A 17,425-nucleotide genomic window follows, 5' to 3' on the forward strand; every position below is an offset into this window, starting at 1 on the left:
CCCGTCAGGATGCGGTTCACCGGATGCAACCGGTGGACCCGGGTGCGGCGGCGCACCGGTGGTCCACCGGTCGGGGGAGTAAGCGACCCCTTTTGCAAAGGGTTGCACAGCCGTCGCGGCGGCGTACAGGGAGGGGGGCTCCGGGGACGCGGGACGGGCGGACGCCGGGTCGGGGCGTCCAGCGGCGGCGCGGTGGCGGTGGCGGTGGCGCGGTGGTGGTGGCGCGGTGGCGGTGGCGCGGTGGCGGTGGCGGTGGGAGTCGGCCGAGATACCCGGAGCCGCCGCGGCCGGTTGATTCGTCCCTTTTTACACGGTCGCTCTGGGCGGCCTATGGGCATAACCTACTTCCATCCCCTACACCACAGTCTGAACGAGGTCACCCCTGTGCCGAGTGGCAAGGTCAAGTGGTACGACGCCGACAAGGGTTTCGGCTTCCTCACCCGCGACGACGGCGGTGAGGTCTTCGTGCATTCCTCCGCGCTGCCCGGCGGCGTGGACTCCCTCAAGCCGGGTCAGAAGGTCGAGTTCGGCGTGGCCGAAGGGCGCCGCGGCCAGCAGGCGCTCTCGGTCCGGGTGATCGACCAGCCCCCGGTCCTCGACAGGACCGCCAAACCGAAGGGCAAGCGCAAGAAGCCCGACGAGATGGTGGTCATCGTCGAGGACCTGATCAAGCTCCTCGACACGGTCTCCATGTCCTACCAGAAGGGCAAGCACCCGGACGCCGCGCACGCCAAGAAGATCGCGACCGTGCTCCGCGCGGTCGCCGACGACCTGGACGGCTGACCCGGACCCTGGACGGCCGGCCCGGACTCTGGCTGACCCGGCCCCCGGCTCAGCCGTGGGGGTTGGTCAGGGGCTTGGTCCGCTGCTCGGCGGGCGGTTCGCCGCGCCGTACGACGGCGGTCGTGGTGCCCGCGGGCCGCTTGCCCGGGCGCGCCTTCCCCCGCCCGCGCCCGGCGGCCTCCGGGCCGGGCGGCGCGGGCGCGGGTCCGGACTCGGGCGCCTCCTGCGGGTCGCGGCGCCCGGGGTCATCCGATCCCTCCGGGCCCTCCGGTCCCCGGGAGGAGTCCGCGGCGGCGGCGCGGGCGGCCCGCGCCCGCGCGTCCCTGGCCCGGACGCGCGCGCGCCGCCGTACGACCAGCCAGCCGAGTGAACCGGCCAGCAGCGCGGCCATCGCGGCCAGCCCGCCGGGCCCGGCGGCGAACAGCGAGAGCAGCAGCCCGATCAGCCCGCCGACCACCCAGGCGATCTGCAGGAACGCCTCGACCACGCCGAAGGTGGACGAGCGGATCTCCTCGCCGATCTCGCGCTGCACGATCGCGTCCAGCGCGAGCTTGCCCAGTCCCTGGGAGAAGGCGGCCGCCAGCGCGACGGCCACCGCGGTCCACAGGCCGAACACCGCGGCCGCCACGACCGTGACCGCGCCCGACAGCGCGAGCGTGGCCAGCACGATGACCTGCGGGGAGTGGCTCCGCGCCCACGAGGCCACCCCGGCCCCGGCCAGACCGCCCGCCCCGGCGGCCAGGGCCAGCACGCCGATCGCCACCGCCGGGGGCATGCCGGGCAGCTTCTTCTCCTGCACCAGGAAGAGCAGGTAGAACAGCAGGAAGCCGGAGTGGAACCGGATCGCCACGTTGGCCAGCATCGACTCGGCGACCACCGGGCCGACGTTGATCATGGTCCGCCAGCGCGGCGGGCGCTCCTCGCCCTCCTGCAGCTCGTCGAGGTCGGGGGAGTCCACGTGGCGCGGGAGCCGTACGGCCAGCACGCCCTGGACCAGGAAGAGCACCGTCGCCGCGCGCAGCACCCACTCGGCGCCGAGCCAGGCGCTGACGCCCGCGCCGAGGGGCACCGCGACCCCCGCCGAGACCAGGGCGAACAGGGCGACCCGGGCGTTGGCGGTGACCAGGGCGATGTCGGCGGGCAGCACGCTCGGCATGATCGCGGCCCGGGAGACGTTGTAGGCCTTGGAGAGCACCAGCACGGCCAGCGCCGCGGGGAAGATGGTGAAGACGTCGCCGGGGGCGACCGCCGCGGCCATGGCGAAGCAGAGCAGCCCCCGGCCGAACAGCGTGCCCGCCATGACGAAGCGGCGGCCGGAGCGGAACCGGTCGAGGACCGGGCCGACGAACGGCGCGACCACCACGAACGGGATCATCGTGATCAGCAGGTAGAGCGCCACCTGGCCCCGGGCCTCGTTGACCGGGAGCTTGAACAGCGTGCCGGCCAGGGCCGCGGTGACCAGCGCGTCGCCCGCGCTGTGCGCGGCGGTCAGCTCGATCAGCTGGCCCAGCCCGGTGCGGCCCGCTCCTTGGGCGTGGGTCAGCCGGCGCGCCGCCCTGCCGACCCCCAGGGTCGCGTCCGCCGCGCCGCGCCCGGCCCGCCCGGCCGCCCGGCCGGTGCCCCGGGCCGCCCGCGCGGCCGCCCGGCCCGCCTGGGCGCCCGCCCGGCCCGCCCGCGCGGCGGCGCGGCCGACGCGGCGGGAGGCCTCCCCCGCACTCCGCCGTGCCCGTTCCCAGTCCGCTGCCACGCCTCCAGTCATACCCGACCGGTGGCCGCCCTGTCCGATGCGGCGTGCCGGCCGGGGACGGGCGGTCGGCGGGGAGGGGCGGCGGACCTCCGATGATCATTTGATATCGGGACGAGCCGGTGCACAGCGGGACGTCGTCCGGTACGCGGTGCCGTTCGCTCCGGGCATAGGCGAGAATGAATTACGTGACCCGTACTCGATCTCGCGCTGTAGCTCTCGACCAGGCCTGCGTCGCCGCCGTCGATCTGGCCCGCTCCGCGATCGAGGAGAACGTCAGACCGGATCAGATCGGCGAGCACCTGGGGGTCGAGGGCGAGGGCGACCGGGTGGTCACCCACCACTTCGCCTGCCTGGACCGCGCCTACCGGGGCTGGCGCTGGGCCGTCACCGTCGCGCGGGCCTCGCGGGCCCGCAACGTCACGGTCAGCGAGGTCGTGCTGCTGCCCGGTCCCGGCGCTCTCCTGGCGCCCCAGTGGGTGCCGTGGAGCGAGCGGCTGCGCCCCGGCGACCTCGGCGTGGGCGACCTGCTGCCCACCGGCGAGGACGACGACCGGCTCGCCCCCGGCTTCACCGACACCGGCGACGAGACCGGCGGCGAGATCGACCACCAGATGATCTTCGAGTACGGCCTCGGCCGGGCCCGGGTGCTCTCCCCGATCGGCCGCGACCTCGCGGTGCGGCGCTGGCACTCCGGCGAGGCCGGTCCGCACACCCCGATCGCCCACGCCGCTCCCGCCCAGTGCTCCACCTGCGGGTTCTACTGGCCGCTGGCCGGTGCGCTGCGCACCGGGTTCGGTGTCTGCGCCAACGAGTACGCCCCCGACGACGGCCGCGTGGTGGCCGCCGACCACGGCTGCGGCGCGCACTCCGAGGCCACCGTGGTGCCGCACCAGGTGGTGCCCACCTCGCCGATCCTCGACGACCACCTCTACGACGTCGAGGAGGAGGCGGGGGAGGCCGACCTGGCCGGTTCCGTGGACGACGGCTCCTCCGACGAGCCCCTGGGCCACTCCTGACCCGACCGGTCCGGCACCGCCCCGCGCCCCGCCGGGGCCGCCGGTTCGCCTCCGCTCCGGTCCGGTTCGCCTCCGCTCTGGTCCGCCTCCGCTCCGGTCCGCCTTCGCTCCGCTCCGGTCCGGTCCGCCGGGCCGTCTCCCGGTCCGGTCCGCCGGGTCGCCGGGCCGCCTTCCGCACCGGTCCGCGCCACCGTGGTGACCGGGGCCCTGACCTTTGGGAACATCGCTGTGACTGACTTCTTCGGCACCGACCGCCTCCGCTCCGCCGTGCTCGCGGCGTGGACCGCCTCGCCCGCGCGCTTCCGCGAGGACGCCAACGCGGAGGAGGACTTCGCCCTCGGCGGTTACCGCGACCGGCTGATCGTCGAGCTGGCCCAGAACGCCGCGGACGCCGCGCTCCGCGCCGGGGTGCCGGGACGGCTCCGGCTGTCGCTGCGCGAGGGCGTGCTCTCCGCGGCCAACACCGGCGCGCCGATCGACGCCGCCGGGATCGAAGGGCTGTCGACGCTGCGCGTCTCCGCCAAGCGCGGCGAGTCCGGCACGGCGGGCCGGTTCGGCGTCGGCTTCGCGGCCGTGGTCTCGGTCTGCGACGAGCCGGTGATCGGCTCCCTGGGGACCGGGGTGGTCCGCTGGTCCCGCGAGCAGACCGCCGCGCTGGTGGCCGCCGAGCCCGCGCTGGCCGCCGAGCTCGCCGAACGCGGCGGGCACGTGCCGCTGCTGCGCCTGCCGTTCCCCGCCGGTCCCGTGGAGATCCCCGCCGGGTTCGACACGCTGGTGCGGCTCCCGCTGCGCGACGGCGCGGCGGTGGAGGCCGTGCGGCGGATGCTCCACCAGGCCGGTCCCGCGCTGCTGCTGGGGCTGCCCGCGCTGGAGACGATCGAGATCGATGTGGACGGCGAGACCCGGGTGATCGTCCCCGGCGGCTGGCGGGTCGTCGCGGCCTCCGGGCAGTTCACCCCCGAGCAGGTGGCCGAGCTGTTCGCCGACCGGCCGACCGAGGAGCGGGCCCGGCCGTACTGGACGGTCCGCTGGGCCGTACCGGTCTCCCCGGAGGACGGCCCGGCGGGGGCCGAGCCCCGGCCGCTGCCGGAGCGGGTGCCGCCCGTGGTGCACGCGCCGACGCCGAGCGACGAGCCGCTGGACCTGCCCGCGCTGCTGATCGCGTCCTTCCCGATGGCCACCGACCGGCGGCACGTGGCCGCGGGGCCCCTGGCGGAGTTCCTGGTCGAGCGCGCCGCGGAGCTCTACGTCGAGCTGCTGTCGGGCCTGCCCCGGACGCCGAAGCTGCTCGACCTCGTCCCCGGACTGATGGGCAAGGGCGAGCTCGACGCCCGGATCCGCCGGGCGATCCTGCGCCTGCTCCCGGATGCGCCGCTGCTGCCCGCGCTCTCCCCGCCCGCCGAGGCCCGGGAGGCGGCCGGAGCCGCCGCTTCCGGCGGCCCGGGTGGGTCCGGTGGGTCCGCCGGCTCCGGTGGCTCTGTCGGCTCCGGTGACGCGGTCGACGGCCGTCCCGGCGGCGGGTTCGTCGTGTCCGGCCGGCGGGCGAGCGTGGTGGCGGCCCCCGGCGAGCTGCTGGAGCGGATCGCCGGGACGGTCCCCGGCCTGCTGCCCGCCGGCTGGCCGGCCCGGCACCCCGCGATCACCACGCTCGGCGTCCGGCGGGTCGAGCTCGCCGACGTCGTGGACCTGCTCGCCGGGGACCTGTCGGGCGAGACGGCCGCCGGCCGGGACCCGGTCTGGTGGCGCTCGCTGTACGAGGTGCTGCCCGCCGACGACCTGGAGGCGCTGGGCGCGCTGCCGGTCCCGCTCTCCGACGGCCGCCTGGTCCGCGGCCCGCGCGGCACGCTGGTGCTGACCGAGCGCGGCGCCCTGGACCCGGACGTGCTCGCCCCGCTCGGACTCCGCGTGGTCCACCCGGACGCCGCCCACCCGCTGCTGCTCCGCCTCGGCGCCGCCGAGGCGACGCCGCGCACGGTCCTGGAGGACCCGCTCACCCGCAGGGCCGTCGCCGAGTCCCTGGAGAGCGCCGACCCCGAGCCGGTGGCCCAGGCCGTGCTCGCCCTGGTCGACGCCGCCGGGCTGACCGCGGGCGAGGCTCCGTGGCTGGCCGAGCTGGCGCTGCGCGGCGCCGACGGCGAGCTCTACCCGGCGGGCGAGCTGCTGCTGGCCGACGGCGCGCTGGCCGGGCTGCTGGACACCGCGACCCACTTCGGCACGGCCGCGCCGGAGCTGGTCGAGCGGTACGGCCCGCGGGTGCTGGCCGCGACCGGGGTGCTCGACGGCTTCGCGGTCGTCAACGACAGCGACGTGATGATCGACCCGGACGACTGCGACCACGACCTCGACCGCGAGGACGAGTGGCTGGAGGCCGTGCTCGACCTGCTGCCGGAGCTGGACGTGCCCCCGGTCGCCAGGGAGTTCTCCGCCGTCCGCGACCTGGAGTACGTCGCCGACTGGCCCTCCGCGCTGGCGCTGCTCTCGCGCCCGCCGCTGCGGGCGGTCCTGCACCCGCTGCGCGTCGTGGCGGCGGGCGAGGTCGTGGAGGTGCCGTCCTACACCTCGTGGTGGCTGTCCACCCACCCGGTGCTCGGCGGGAAGCGCCCCACCCAGCTGCGCCTGCCGGGCGGCGACCCGCTCCTGTTCGGCCTGTACGGCGACGCCCCGCCCGCGGCCGACGCGGCGGCGCTGGCGATGATCGGCGTGCGGACCACGCTGGCCGACCTGCTCGCCTCGCACGGCGGGCCGGACGAGCTCCTCGACCTGCTCGCCGACCCCTCCGTCGAGGTGGACCGGGCGCAGCTCCGGGCGCTGTGGGTGGCCCTGGCCGCCGTCGACCCGGCCCGCGTCGCGCCTCCGCGGGCGGTCCGCGCGGTCCTCGGCGGTGAGATCGTCGTCGCCGACGCCGAGGACGGCCGCCTGCTGTCCGGCGGTTCCGGGTCGGGTTCCCCGGTCGGTTCCGGCTCGGGTGCCGGGGCCGTTTCCGGGGCGGGCCCGGCGGAGGCGGGCGAGCCGGTCGTGGTCGAGGCCCCCGACCTGCTCCCGCTGGTCGCGGACCGGCCGCTGGTCCTGGCCCCGTTCGACCTGGCCGAGGCGCTGTCGGAGCTGCTCGACCTGCCGCTGGCGGGTGAGGAGGCGGCCGGCGAGGTGACGTCGGCGGGCGAGGTCCGGCAGGTCCCGCCCGCGGTGCGGTCGCTGCTGCCCACCGCTCCCGCGACCTACGTGGAGCACGAGAAGCTGCTCGTGGACGGCGTCCCCGCCGCCTGGCGGTTCTTCGAGGGCACGGTGCACGCCTCCGGCGTGGAGGGCCTGGCGCGCGGTCTCGCGTGGGCGTCGGGCCAGTGGGGCGACCGGCTCGCGGTCGCCGCGCTGCTGCGCGACCCCGCCGCGGTGCCGCTGCTGCTCGCCGAGGCCGACCTGGACAGCTGGACCGCCTCGACCACGTGACGGGCGGTGGAGGGCGGGCGCCGCCTCAGCCGGTGAGGGGACGGCCCGAGTCCTCGGAGGCGCCGGTGGACTCCGGCTCCGCGCCCGGGACGCCCGCAGTGGGCTCGGCGGGCCCGACGGGCTCGGCGCCCGGGATGCCCGCAGTGGGCTCGGCGGGCCCGACGGGCTCGGCGCCCGGGACGGACGGCATGTGGGAGGCGGGCGGGACGGCCGTGGCGGGTTCCAGGGGCTCCTCGGCGGCGGGCAGCGGGGCGGGATGGTGACGGGGCCGGACGTACCAGAGGCCGAACACGCCGAGGACCAGACCCGACACGCAGGTCCAGATCCACCAGCGGTCCTGCGGGTCCGGTCCGAGCAGCAGGAGCACGACCAGGGCGATCGCCCACAGGACCATGCCCATGAGGATCGTGGCCGTGTCGTTGGTCTTCAACGGCTGGAGATCCTGACGGCGAGGCTGGTTCACGTGCTCCAGCGTAGGCGACGACTTCTCACTATCCGCAAAACGGGCGCGGTGAAGGCGCGGATCGGTTGCGATCCCATCACCATCAGGGCGGGGACCTTCCTCGGGACGAGGTGCGATGTCACGCTGAACGCCCGTGAGTGATACCAAAACAAGCTCAATGAGCGCTCTTGACCGTTTCTTCCATATCTCTGCTCGCGGTTCCACGGTGGGGCGGGAGGTCCGCGGCGGTCTCGCGACCTTCTTCACGATGGCCTACATCGTGGTGCTCAACCCGCTGATCATCGCCACCGCCAAGGACGCCGAGGGCCAGTACATCGCCGACGCGACCTCCGCGCCGATCCCCCTGGTCGCCGCGGGCACCGCCTTCGTCGCCGGCGTGCTGAGCATCCTGATGGGCGTGGTCGGCCGGGTGCCGTTCGCGATGGCGGCGGGCCTCGGCCTGAACGCCTTCGTCACGTTCGGCATCGCCACGCAGATGTCGTGGGAGGCGGCGATGGGCCTGGTCTTCCTGGAGGGCGTGATCATCGCTCTGCTGGTGCTGACCGGCTTCCGCACCGCGGTGTTCAACGCCATCCCGGCCCAGCTCAAGACCGCGATCAGCGTCGGCATCGGCCTGTTCATCGCGCTGATCGGCTTCGTGGACGCCGGTTTCGTCCGCAGCGGGTCCGGCGTGCCGGTGGACCTCGGCATCGGCGGCAAGCTGACCAGCTGGCCGATGGTCGTGTTCGTGGTCGGCCTGCTGCTGATCGCCGTCCTGGTGGCCCGGAAGGTGAAGGGCGCCATCCTGATCGGCATCGTCGCCACCACGATCCTCGCGATCGCCGTCGAGGCGCTGGTCAAGGCCGGCGGCTCCGGCACGCCGGACGCGCCGAACCCCCAGGGCTGGCGGCTCAACGTCCCCGCGCTGCCCGAGCGGGTCCTCGGCTTCGAGAACCCGCTCCGGCTCTTCACCGAGTTCGACCCCCTCGGCGCGTTCGGTTCGGTCTCGGTGACCCTGGCGGTGCTGCTCGTCTTCACTCTCCTGATCACCGACTTCTTCGACACCATGGGCACGATCGTCGGCGTGGGCACCCAGGCGGGGCTGGTCGAGGAGGACGGCTCGCTGCCCCGCACCCGCGAGATCCTGCTCGTCGACTCGATCGGCGCGGCGGTCGGCGGCGCGGGCTCCGTCTCCTCCAACACGACCTACGTCGAGTCGGCCGCGGGCGTCGGCGAGGGCGCGCGCACCGGCCTGGCCAGCGTGGTCACCGGCGTGCTCTTCCTGCTGGCGGTCTTCCTCTCGCCGCTGGTCGGGATCGTCCCGCACGAGGCCGCCGCCCCCGCGCTGGTCATCGTCGGCTTCCTGATGATGACGGCGATCCGCGAGATCGACTGGACCGACTACGAGATCGCCATCCCGGCCTTCCTGATGATCGTGCTCATGCCGTTCACCTACTCCATCGCCAACGGCATCGGCGCCGGCTTCCTCGCCTTCGTGCTGATCAAGGCCGTCAAGGGCAAGGCGCGCGAGGTCCACTCGCTGATGTGGCTCGTCGCGGCGCTCTTCGTGCTCTACTTCGCCCGCGGCGCGATCGAGGCGCTGCTCGCCTGAGCGGCACCCCGCCGGAGGGGCCGCCCGGCCGCGGGCTCCGGGCCGTACGGCCTGCGCCCGCGGCCAGGGTGGCGTCCGGTGCCACGTCAGGTGGTCCGGCGCCACGTCAGGCGGTGGTGGCGTCCGGTGCCACGCCAGGCGGTGCGGGTGCGGCAGGCCCGCCAGGGCGGGCGCGGATCCCCGCACGGGGGAATTCTTTGTCCGCGGGATGGATAAGCGGATTCGCCGGCCGGGTACGTACGCGGTCGGGCACCTATGTGGCCGATTGAGGACGTCGGCCGAGGTTGCCCGGAAGATATTCTCGCCCTAATATCGCAGGGCGAAAGAATTTGTGGCCGATCGCCGGCGAATTCTGGAGCGTCGATATCCGTTTCCGGCGGGGCGCCGATCCGACCGGTCCGCCGCTTCGCCGTGTCGAACGCCGCAGAACGCGGTGGACATTCCCAGGGAGACGTTCATGCGAATCCAGTCGTTCGTCCACGTCCGCGTCAGGTGGTTCACCGCGCTCTGCACGGCCTCCGCGGCGGGTCTGGCGGTGTCGCTCGGCGCCGTGCCCGCCGTGGCCGGAACGTTCGCGCCGGACGGACCGACCGGCTCCTACCTGCTGCAGGTGGCCCGGGAGGACGGCTCGGGGCCGACCAGGACGGCGACGCTGACCTGCGGTCCCGACGGCGGCACGCATCCCCGGCCGGTCCTGGCCTGCGGTCAGCTCCGCCGGGCCGGGGGCCGGGTGGAGGCCGTTCCCGAGAGGCCGGGGGCGTGCACGCTGGAGTACGTGCCGGTCCGCCTCACCGCCACCGGGACGTGGCAGGGACGGCGGTACCGCTACGCCGAGACCCATCCGAACCGGTGCGCGGCGATACGCGCCACGGGGGGCGTCCTCTTCGCTTTCTGATTCGTTGCCCAGTGGAATGTTTCCGGTGGAATGATTTACGGCCGGTCGTCCGGTGAAAGCCTTTTCCGGCTGACCGTCCGAAGGAATTCCCGCACGGGGCCGTCCTCCGGGATCTGTTAATTCATCCGGAGGTCGCCGTCGGTTCACCGGTGGATTCGCGTCCGCGGATTCCCGGTGCCGTGACGCCCGGAGTCCGGGCTGAAACCGGATGCCCGGAGTCCGCGCCGCCCTCGTGGAAGCCGGGTGCGCCGGTGAACGCGCGCTCCGGTGTCTCGATCGTCCCGCGACACGTCCGCTCTTCCCCCACCGTTTGGAGACGACGCATGCAGCCCATCTACCACGAGCGGCCCGTCCAGGACGCGGCCGGCCTGCTGCACGACGCCGTGGACCGGGCCGTTCACGGCAGGCCGGGGGCCGACGCCCTGGCACTGGCGGGGATCGGCCTGGCCCTGGTGGATCTCACGACGGAGCTGAGGGCGGCGCGGGAGGGCTCCGGGAGGGGCTCCGGTCGCACGGCCTGAGGGCGGCGCGGATCCGGCCGCGGGTTGGGGATCTCCGTCGTGTCTGACACGCTGTACGGCTCACGGGAATGAGACCCGGGCCGGAGGGAATACGGATGCGATCAGACATCGTTAGCAAGGGTAATGAGACCTGCTAATGAGCTACCCCAACAAGAAGGATCCCGCCGCGAACCTGCGCAGCGACGCCGGTCTGGCCTCGGCGCTGCGCGTGTCACTGGCGCGGCTGACCCGGCGCCTGCGCAGGCAGGCCGCAAGTCACTCGCTGACCCCCACCCAGGTCGCGACGCTCGTCGCCGTGGAACGGCATTCCGGGATAACCCCCGGCGAATTGGCCGAGCACGAGAAGGTGCAGCCGCCCTCGATGACCCGCGTGATCGCCGCGCTGGAAGAGCGGGGGCTGGTGTCGCGTACCCCGCACCCGACCGACCGGCGGCAGGTGACCGTGACCGTGACCGAGGCGGGTTCGGCCCTGCTGAAGGAGGAGCGCCGCCGCAGGGACGCCTGGCTGACCCAGCGGCTGAAGGAGCTCACCCCCGAGGAGAGGGCGGTGCTCCGGCAGGCGGCGCCGATTCTGGAGAAGCTCAGCCGGATCTAGCCGAACCCGAGGAACCCTGCGCCTCGGCCGTCTCCGCGGCGGCCGAGGCACCGGCGGCGGCCGGGCGGGAGCCGCAGGCGGCCGGGACCGGGGGCGCCCCGACCGCAGCGGAGACCCGGGGCTCGATGTTCCGGTCGCTGGGCAACCGCAACTACCGGCTCTTCGCGATCGGCGGCGTGGTCTCCAACGTCGGCGGATGGATGCAGCGCACCGCGCAGGACCTGCTGGTGTTCGACCTCAGCGGGGGCAGCGCCGCCGCGCTGGGCGTGACCACCGCGCTGCAGTTCCTGCCGACGCTGCTGCTCGGCCTCTGGGGCGGCGTGATCGCCGACCGCTACCCCAAGCGGCGGCTGCTGTTCGTCGCCCAGTCCCTGCTGGGCGTGCTCGCGCTCACCATGGGCGTGCTCACCGTGACCGGCGCCGTGCAGGTCTGGCACATCTACGTGATGGCGCTCGTGCTCGGCCTCATCGCCTGCGTCGAGGTGCCGACCCGGCAGTCGTTCGTGGTCGAGATGGTCGGGCGGGAGGACCTGCCCAACGCGATCGCGCTGAACGCCTCCAGCTTCAACCTGGCCCGCGTGGCCGGCCCGGCCGCCGCGGGTGTGCTGATCCACCTGTACGGCGGCGCCGGACCGATCTTCCTCATCAACGCGGTCTCGTTCCTCGCCGTGCTCGGCGGCCTCGCCCTGATGCGCGGCTCCGAGCTGACCGTCCCCGAGCCGGTGCCCCGGGCCAAGGGGCAGATGCGCGAGGGCCTGCGCTACGTCAAGGACCGGCCGGACCTGCTGCTGCCGATCCTGCTGGTCGCCTTCGGTTCGCTGACCGCGCAGTCGTTCGCGATGTCCATCGTGCTGATGGCCCGCGGGGTCTTCGCCGCGGACGCGTCCTCCTTCGGCGTGGCCTCCAGCATGTTCGCCGTCGGCGCGCTGGCCGGCGCCCTCATGGCGGCGCGGCGCACCGAGCCCAGCCGGAAGCTGCTGATCGGCGGAGCGGTCGCGTTCGGCCTGTTCCAGATCGTCGCGGCGCTGGCCCCGTGGTACCCGCTCTATCTGCTCCTGCTCATCCCCGCGGGGCTCGCGCAGATCACCCTCAACACCACCGCCAACGCCAGTGTGCAGCTCGCCGCCGCGCCGGAGATGCGCGGCCGGGTGATGGGCCTGTACGTGCTGGTGTTCACCGGCGGGGCCCCGGTCGGCGCCTCGCTGCTCGGCTGGATCGCCGAGGTCGGCGGCCCCCGGGCGGGCATCATGGTCGGCGGGGCGCTCACCCTGGTCGGCGTCGGCGCGGCGATAATGCTGACGAAGGCGATCGGCAGGAGGACGCATGCGGCTGTTCGTGGCGTTGCTGCCGCCGCGGCCGGTGCGCGATGAGCTCGCCCGCGCGCTCGCGCCGCACCGGGAGCACTGGCCTCGGTTGCGCTGGACCGATCCGGACGACTGGCATCTGACGCTGGCGTTCCTGGGCGAGGTGGCCGAGGAGCTGCTGCCCGCGCTCCGGACGCGCCTCGCCCGTGCCGCGTCGCGGTACGAGCCGATGACGCTGGCGTTCGCCGGGGCCGGGGCGTTCCCCTCGGCCCGGCGGGCCCGGGTCCTTTGGGCCGGACTGCGCGGAGGCGGATCGCGTGGGGGCGACGCGCCGTACGGCGGTGACGCGCCGCACGGAGGCGGATCGCGTGGGGGCGACGCGCCGTACGGAGGTGACGCGCCGCACGGAGGCGGATCACGCGGGGACGACGCGCCGTACGGCGGTGCGGCGGGCGGGGACGCCGGGCCGCGCGGGGGCGGCTCGCACGGCGGCCGGTCCGGGATCGTCCGCCTGGCCGACTCCGTCGGCGCCGCGGCGCGGCGCGAGGGCATCGCGGTGGACGAGCGCCGGTTCCGGCCGCACCTCACCCTGGCCAGGGCCAGGACCAGGGGCGACGTCGATCTGCGCCCGCTGGTCGAGGCCCTGGCGCCGTTCGCGGGCGGCCCGTGGGAGGCGGACGCCGTGCATCTGATGCGGAGCCACCTGGGCGGCCGGGTCCGTTACGAGACGGTCGAGAGATGGCCGCTCAGGGCGCGGGCATCCCGCGGGCAGGGCTAGGCTCCAGGGCGTGGATCGTCCCCGTCGCTGGCTGCTGCCCACGGTGCTCGCACTGCTCGTGCTCCTCGTGGTGGTCGGAGCCCTGGTCTCCTAGCGTCCCGTCCCCCGGTCGGAGCCCTGGTCTCCCGGAGCCTCCGGGGCGCCGCCCTCCCGGGAGGGAGCCCTCCGGGGAGGGCGCGCCCGTCGGCCGGTGCCCGCTACCAGGCGTACTCCTCCGGAGCGGTCTTGAAGCCGGGGAAGATCTCGTCGAGACGGGCCAGGGCCTTCTCGTCGAGCGTGACCTCCAGGGCCTTGACGGTCCCGTCGAGCTGCTCCAGCGTGCGCGGGCCGATGATCGGCGCGGTGACGGCCCGCTGGTGGAGCAGCCAGGCCAGGCCGACGTTGGCCGGGTCCTCGCCGAGCTCGTCGCAGAACGCCTCGTACCGCTCGATCTTGTCGCGGTGCCTGTCCAGCTCCTTGACGATGGTCTCCGAGGCCGAGCGGCCCTTGTCGATCTTCCGGAGGACGCCGCCGAGCAGGCCGCCCGCGAGCGGGCTCCACGGGATCAGGCCGAGGCCGTAGTCCTCGGCTGCCGGGATGACCTCCAGCTCGGCGGCCCGGACGATCAGGTTGTAGTGGGACTGCTCGGAGACCAGGCCCACGGTGCCCCGGCGGCGGGCCTCCTCCTGGGCCTTGGCGATGTGCCAGCCCGCGAAGTTGGACGACCCGACGTACAGGATCTTGCCCTGCTGCTTGAGGATGTCCATGGCCTCCCAGAACTCCTCGAACGGGGTGTCCCGGTCGACGTGGTGCGCCTGGTAGAGGTCGATGTGGTCGGTCTGCATGCGCTTGAGCGAGGCGTCGCAGGCGCGGCGGATGTGGAGCGCCGAGAGCCGGCCCTCGTTGGGCCAGTCGCCCATCGGGCCGTAGAGCTTGGTGGCGATGACCGTCTTCTCCCGGCGGCCGCCGCCCTGGGCGAACCAGCGCCCGATGATGTTCTCGGTGATGCCCTCGCCCTTCTTCCACCCGTAGACGTCGGCGGTGTCGAAGAAGTTGATCCCCAGCTCGTGGGCGTGGTCCATGATCGCGAAGGAGTCGTCCTCCGTGGTCACGGGGCCGAAGTTCATCGTGCCGAGGCACAGGCGGCTGACCTTCAGGCCGGTACGGCCAAGCTGCGTGTATTCCATGTGTTCCACCCTAGGGACCTGGAGTGTGCTCCAGGCGAGTCCCTTCGGACGTACCGGACGCGCGGTGCCCGATCGCCGCGGGGGTCGCCCTGGACGGGCGGTGGGCGGGGCATGATGGCTGAATGCGCAGCAGACCGGGGGAAGTCCTGATTCGGGTGCTCGCCGCGGCCGGGGTGGTCGCGGCGACGGTGTTCGCCGGACCCGGCGTGCAGGCGGTGGGACGTACGGCGGGCCCGCAGACGGCGGACGCGGGCGGCGGGCGGACGGCGGCGGACGGCGGCGGGCGGACGGGCGGCGCCGGGGTGACGGGCGGCGGCGGGCGGACGGCGGACGCGGGCGGCGTGCGGACGGCGGGCGCGGGCGGTGCCGGGGCGGGCGGGCCGACGGAGCCGGCAGGGGACGGCGAGGCGGACCGGGTCCTGTTCCGCTTCGCGGACGAGCGGATCACCGAGTCGAGCGGGCTGGCGGTCTCGCCGACCCACGAGGACGTCTACTACACCCACAACGACAGCGAGGCCGGAGCGGTCTTCTTCGCGGTCGGCGGGGACGGGCGGACCCGGGCGGTGTTCACCCTGCGGGGCGCGGGCGCCCGCGACTGGGAGGGGATGGCGGTCTCCAAGGACCCGAAGACGGGCCGGGGAGTGCTCTGGTTCGCCGACATCGGCGACAACTTCGACGGCGCCTGGCCGGACGTCTCGGTCTACAAGGTGGCCGAGCCCGCCGCGCTGAAGGACGCCGTGCTCCCGGCCGTGCGCTACCGCTTCCGCTACGAGGACGGGGGGCACAACGCCGAGGGCGTCATGGTCGACCCCCGGAGCGGGCGGCTCCACATCGTGACCAAGGAGTTCGCCGGGGCGGTCTACGCGGCGCCCAAGCGCCTGCGCACCGGGCGGGTCAACGTGCTGCGCAGGGTCGGCTCCGCGCCGATCATGGCGACCGACGCCGCCTACGCGCCCGACGGGTCGAGCTTCGTGGTCCGGACCTACATCTCCGCGACGGTCTACCGCGACTTCGACGAGCAGCTCGCCCGGGTCTCGATGCCCCCGCTGGAGCAGGCCGAGTCGATCGCCTACACCGCGGACGGCAGGGCCCTGCTGACCGGCTCCGAGGGCGCCGACAGCCCGGTCCACCTGGTGCCGCTGCCCGATCGGGTCCTGGAGGCGGTCGCCCCCGCGCCCACGCCGACCCCGGAGGGTACGGCGCGCACGGAGCCGGCCGGTCCGGCGGGCGCGGTCGAGGACGCCGGGGAGGACGGTGAGGAGGACGCCGGGGTGCCGGTCTCGGCGGTGCTGCTCTGGCTGCTCGTGGCCGTCGGAGCCACCGGCGTCATCGTCTTCATCGCCCGCCGTACCGGGTAGGCACGTCGTACCCGGCGTGCTGCGCGGGGCGGGGACCGTCAGCGGCGGCGCCTCCGGCGGAGCGTGAGCAGGACGGGGAGGACGACGACGGCGGCGCCGATCAGGAGGCCCCCGACGAAGTCCAGCCCGAACTCGTGGTCGCCGCCGGAGAGCGGGCCGATGCCGGAGACGACGCCGACGGCGAGGGCGGCCATGAAGAGCGTCCAGACGACGATGAAGACGTAGAAGCGCCGGCCGAAGAACACCCGGCGGGCGGGAACGGCGGGGGCGTCGTCGAGCTCGCCGGCGGGCCCTTCGGTGACGGCCTTGGGGCGCTTGAAGTACAGGAAGTACATCCAGTCGCCGCAGGGCTCCCAGCCGTCCGGGGCCAGGCGCGCGACGAGGGCGTCGTGACGCGCCGGCAGCGCGGTCTCGCGGCGGTACTCCCAGCGGAGCGGGTGCTCGGGGGCGCGGCGGCTGACGAAGCGGCCCAGGTGGTCGATGCGCTCGACCTCCCAGCCCTGCTCGCCGTACCTGTTGAGGTAGGCGCGGTCCCGGAAGGCGTCGGCGGTCCAGACCCAGGTCTCGGCGACCGGGTCGGGGTGGCTCTCCGGGGCGGCCTCCTCCGCGGCGGGGGCCAGGGTGGCGGCGAAGCCGGCCGCGGGGCCGAACTCCTCCTCCGGGTCGGCGCCGCTCTCGGCGGCGTAGGCGGCGAGGTCGTCGACCGTCGCGGCGACCTCCTCGGCGGGGACGCCGCGCTCGCGCAGGAGCGCGGCGAGGTCGTCGAAGTAGGCGGTGGTCATCGGACGCCTCCCCGGGAGAGCGCGGAACGGACGGATTCGTCGAAGGTCAGCCAGAGCGCGCCCTGCTCGGCGAGCGTGTCGCGGCCCTGTCGGGTGAGGGTGTAGTAACGGCGGCCGGGGCCGCGCTCGGTGGCGCGGAACTCCGCGGTGACCAGGCCGGCCTCCTCGAGCCGGTTGAGCACCGGGTAGAGCGTGCCGCCCTTGATGTCGAACCCGATCTCGGCGAGGCCCTTGGCGATCTCGTAGCCGTAGTTCTCGCCCTCGGTGAGGCCGGCGAGCACCAGCAGGTCGAGGACGCCCTTCAGCCAGCTGGCGCGGCGGTCGGTCGCCATGGGGCTAGCGGCGGCCACGGGCGAACTGCCAGACCAGGGCGATGGCGGAGACGGTGAAAAGACCGGTCAGGAACCCGGAGAGGAAGTCCTGGTCGACGTACCGGCCGACGATGATGCGGGCCGTGCTGAGGATCCAGAAGGCGGCGAAGGTGTACTGGAAGCGCCTGTCGGAGAAGAGCGCGCTGCGGGCGGGGGCGGCCGGGGTCGAGGAGGCGGGCTGTGCGGCGGTCATGTGATCTTCCCCTTGGGGTGTCGGGCGGGCGGATTCTTCGACGGCCGGCTCCGGAGGAGCCGTCGCCTTCGCTACGTAGAAATTACAGCCATCTAGTTAGGAATGCAACATAGATTGCTGCGGAGCCATCCACTGGAGCCCCGGCTCGCCGGGCCGCCGCCGCCTCCGCCGTCCTGGCCGAGCGGACCGCCACCCACGCGGCGCTCGTCCGCCTCCTGCTCGTCTGGGCCGCGGCCGCCCTCCTCACCAGGACGCGGGCCGTACGCCTCCTCGGCACCGGGCTCGCGGCGGTGTTCGCGGGTGGCGAGATCCTGGCGGTCGAGGCGTCACTGGGCTGGCCGGCCCGGCAGGCGGCGTTCGGATGCGGTGACCGGAGATCGCCGTTAGCTTTCGAAGAATGTGTGCTCCCGGGAGGGGA

At 74.3% G+C, this 17,425-nt stretch carries 16 protein-coding genes; 10 read left to right on the forward strand and 6 right to left on the reverse strand.

The features are described from left to right. Positions 1-384 precede the first annotated feature (384 nt). Positions 385-783: a cold-shock protein gene (locus tag HS045_RS11200; protein WP_196451201.1), complete on the forward strand. Its 399-nt coding sequence runs from the start codon at positions 385-387 to the stop codon at positions 781-783. Positions 784-832: 49 nt separating this feature from the next. Here the strand turns inward: HS045_RS11200 and HS045_RS11205 are convergent, their stop codons facing one another. After that, positions 833-2,530: an MFS transporter gene (locus HS045_RS11205; RefSeq protein WP_307827468.1), complete on the reverse strand. Its 1,698-nt coding sequence runs from the start codon at positions 2,528-2,530 to the stop codon at positions 833-835. Positions 2,531-2,715: 185 nt separating this feature from the next. Between HS045_RS11205 and HS045_RS11210 the strand changes: the two genes are divergently transcribed. Continuing rightward, on the forward strand, positions 2,716-3,546 hold the full coding sequence (locus tag HS045_RS11210; protein ID WP_307827469.1) for a DUF3027 domain-containing protein: 831 nt from the start codon (positions 2,716-2,718) through the stop codon (positions 3,544-3,546). A gap of 228 nt (positions 3,547-3,774) precedes the next feature. Further along, positions 3,775-6,990, forward strand: coding sequence for a sacsin N-terminal ATP-binding-like domain-containing protein (locus tag HS045_RS11215; protein ID WP_196451204.1), 3,216 nt, complete (start codon positions 3,775-3,777; stop codon positions 6,988-6,990). Positions 6,991-7,015: 25 nt separating this feature from the next. On the opposite strand, the gene HS045_RS11220 is transcribed toward HS045_RS11215, so the two are convergent. Further along, positions 7,016-7,453 carry a DUF2530 domain-containing protein gene (locus HS045_RS11220; RefSeq protein ID WP_307827470.1) on the reverse strand — a complete coding sequence of 146 codons (438 nt, stop codon included), beginning with the start codon at positions 7,451-7,453 and terminating at the stop codon, positions 7,016-7,018. A 157-nt stretch (positions 7,454-7,610) separates the two neighbouring features. Here HS045_RS11220 and HS045_RS11225 point away from each other — a divergent pair, with 157 nt between their 5' ends. The 6 genes from HS045_RS11225 to thpR all read left to right on the forward strand — a co-directional run bounded on the left by HS045_RS11225 (position 7,611) and on the right by thpR (position 13,137). Next, complete coding sequence (locus HS045_RS11225; protein ID WP_196451205.1) at positions 7,611-9,044, forward strand: NCS2 family permease; 1,434 nt, start codon at positions 7,611-7,613, stop codon at positions 9,042-9,044. Positions 9,045-9,501: 457 nt separating this feature from the next. Further along, positions 9,502-9,939 carry an SSI family serine proteinase inhibitor gene (locus HS045_RS11230; protein ID WP_196451206.1) on the forward strand — a complete coding sequence of 146 codons (438 nt, stop codon included), beginning with the start codon at positions 9,502-9,504 and terminating at the stop codon, positions 9,937-9,939. A 323-nt stretch (positions 9,940-10,262) separates the two neighbouring features. Next, the gene (locus HS045_RS11235) at positions 10,263-10,460 is read left to right on the forward strand and encodes a hypothetical protein (protein ID WP_196451207.1); all 198 of its coding nucleotides are present in this window, start codon (positions 10,263-10,265) and stop codon (positions 10,458-10,460) included. A gap of 136 nt (positions 10,461-10,596) precedes the next feature. Next, positions 10,597-11,055, forward strand: coding sequence for a MarR family winged helix-turn-helix transcriptional regulator (locus tag HS045_RS11240; RefSeq protein ID WP_196451208.1), 459 nt, complete (start codon positions 10,597-10,599; stop codon positions 11,053-11,055). Between the two features lie 125 nt (positions 11,056-11,180). Further along, positions 11,181-12,425: an MFS transporter gene (locus tag HS045_RS11245; protein WP_196451209.1), complete on the forward strand. Its 1,245-nt coding sequence runs from the start codon at positions 11,181-11,183 to the stop codon at positions 12,423-12,425. Further along, positions 12,379-13,137 carry an RNA 2',3'-cyclic phosphodiesterase gene (thpR, locus tag HS045_RS11250; protein WP_230883996.1) on the forward strand — a complete coding sequence of 253 codons (759 nt, stop codon included), beginning with the start codon at positions 12,379-12,381 and terminating at the stop codon, positions 13,135-13,137. Before HS045_RS11245 ends, thpR begins: the two co-directional genes overlap by 47 nt. A gap of 197 nt (positions 13,138-13,334) precedes the next feature. On the opposite strand, the gene HS045_RS11255 is transcribed toward thpR, so the two are convergent. Next, a complete protein-coding gene (locus tag HS045_RS11255; RefSeq protein ID WP_196451210.1) occupies positions 13,335-14,303 on the reverse strand; it encodes an aldo/keto reductase in 969 nt (322 codons plus the stop codon). Between the two features lie 122 nt (positions 14,304-14,425). Between HS045_RS11255 and HS045_RS11260 the strand changes: the two genes are divergently transcribed. After that, positions 14,426-15,661, forward strand: coding sequence for a hypothetical protein (locus HS045_RS11260; RefSeq protein WP_196451211.1), 1,236 nt, complete (start codon positions 14,426-14,428; stop codon positions 15,659-15,661). 38 nt (positions 15,662-15,699) lie between these two features. On the opposite strand, the gene HS045_RS11265 is transcribed toward HS045_RS11260, so the two are convergent. From HS045_RS11265 to HS045_RS11275, 3 genes are read right to left on the reverse strand one after another with little or no spacing between them, the layout of a single operon-like run. Then, positions 15,700-16,443, reverse strand: a complete 744-nt coding sequence (locus tag HS045_RS11265; protein WP_196451212.1) for a DUF2812 domain-containing protein — start codon at positions 16,441-16,443, stop codon at positions 15,700-15,702. Further along, a complete protein-coding gene (locus HS045_RS11270) occupies positions 16,440-16,775 on the reverse strand; it encodes a PadR family transcriptional regulator (protein ID WP_196451213.1) in 336 nt (111 codons plus the stop codon). The genes HS045_RS11265 and HS045_RS11270 overlap by 4 nt, the downstream gene beginning before the upstream one ends. Before the next feature lie 4 nt (positions 16,776-16,779). Further along, positions 16,780-17,007 carry a hypothetical protein gene (locus tag HS045_RS11275; RefSeq protein WP_196451214.1) on the reverse strand — a complete coding sequence of 76 codons (228 nt, stop codon included), beginning with the start codon at positions 17,005-17,007 and terminating at the stop codon, positions 16,780-16,782. Positions 17,008-17,425 lie beyond the last annotated feature (418 nt).

This window comes from Planomonospora sp. ID82291, from assembly GCF_015711645.1.
GTDB lineage: Bacteria > Actinomycetota > Actinomycetes > Streptosporangiales > Streptosporangiaceae > Planomonospora.

Bases quoted from the DNA above. Each gene is read 5' to 3' on its own strand.
- HS045_RS11260 (WP_196451211.1), top strand. From the start codon at position 14,426: ATGCGCAGCAGACCGGGGGAAGTCCTGATTCGGGTGCTCGCCGCGGCC.
- HS045_RS11265 (WP_196451212.1), bottom strand. From the start codon at position 16,443: ATGACCACCGCCTACTTCGACGACCTCGCCGCGCTCCTGCGCGAGCGC.
- thpR (WP_230883996.1), top strand. From the start codon at position 12,379: ATGCGGCTGTTCGTGGCGTTGCTGCCGCCGCGGCCGGTGCGCGATGAG.
- HS045_RS11255 (WP_196451210.1), bottom strand. From the start codon at position 14,303: ATGGAATACACGCAGCTTGGCCGTACCGGCCTGAAGGTCAGCCGCCTG.
- HS045_RS11225 (WP_196451205.1), top strand. From the start codon at position 7,611: ATGAGCGCTCTTGACCGTTTCTTCCATATCTCTGCTCGCGGTTCCACG.
- HS045_RS11230 (WP_196451206.1), top strand. From the start codon at position 9,502: ATGCGAATCCAGTCGTTCGTCCACGTCCGCGTCAGGTGGTTCACCGCG.
- HS045_RS11240 (WP_196451208.1), top strand. From the start codon at position 10,597: ATGAGCTACCCCAACAAGAAGGATCCCGCCGCGAACCTGCGCAGCGAC.
- HS045_RS11275 (WP_196451214.1), bottom strand. From the start codon at position 17,007: ATGACCGCCGCACAGCCCGCCTCCTCGACCCCGGCCGCCCCCGCCCGC.
- HS045_RS11245 (WP_196451209.1), top strand. From the start codon at position 11,181: ATGTTCCGGTCGCTGGGCAACCGCAACTACCGGCTCTTCGCGATCGGC.
- HS045_RS11270 (WP_196451213.1), bottom strand. From the start codon at position 16,775: ATGGCGACCGACCGCCGCGCCAGCTGGCTGAAGGGCGTCCTCGACCTG.
- HS045_RS11235 (WP_196451207.1), top strand. From the start codon at position 10,263: ATGCAGCCCATCTACCACGAGCGGCCCGTCCAGGACGCGGCCGGCCTG.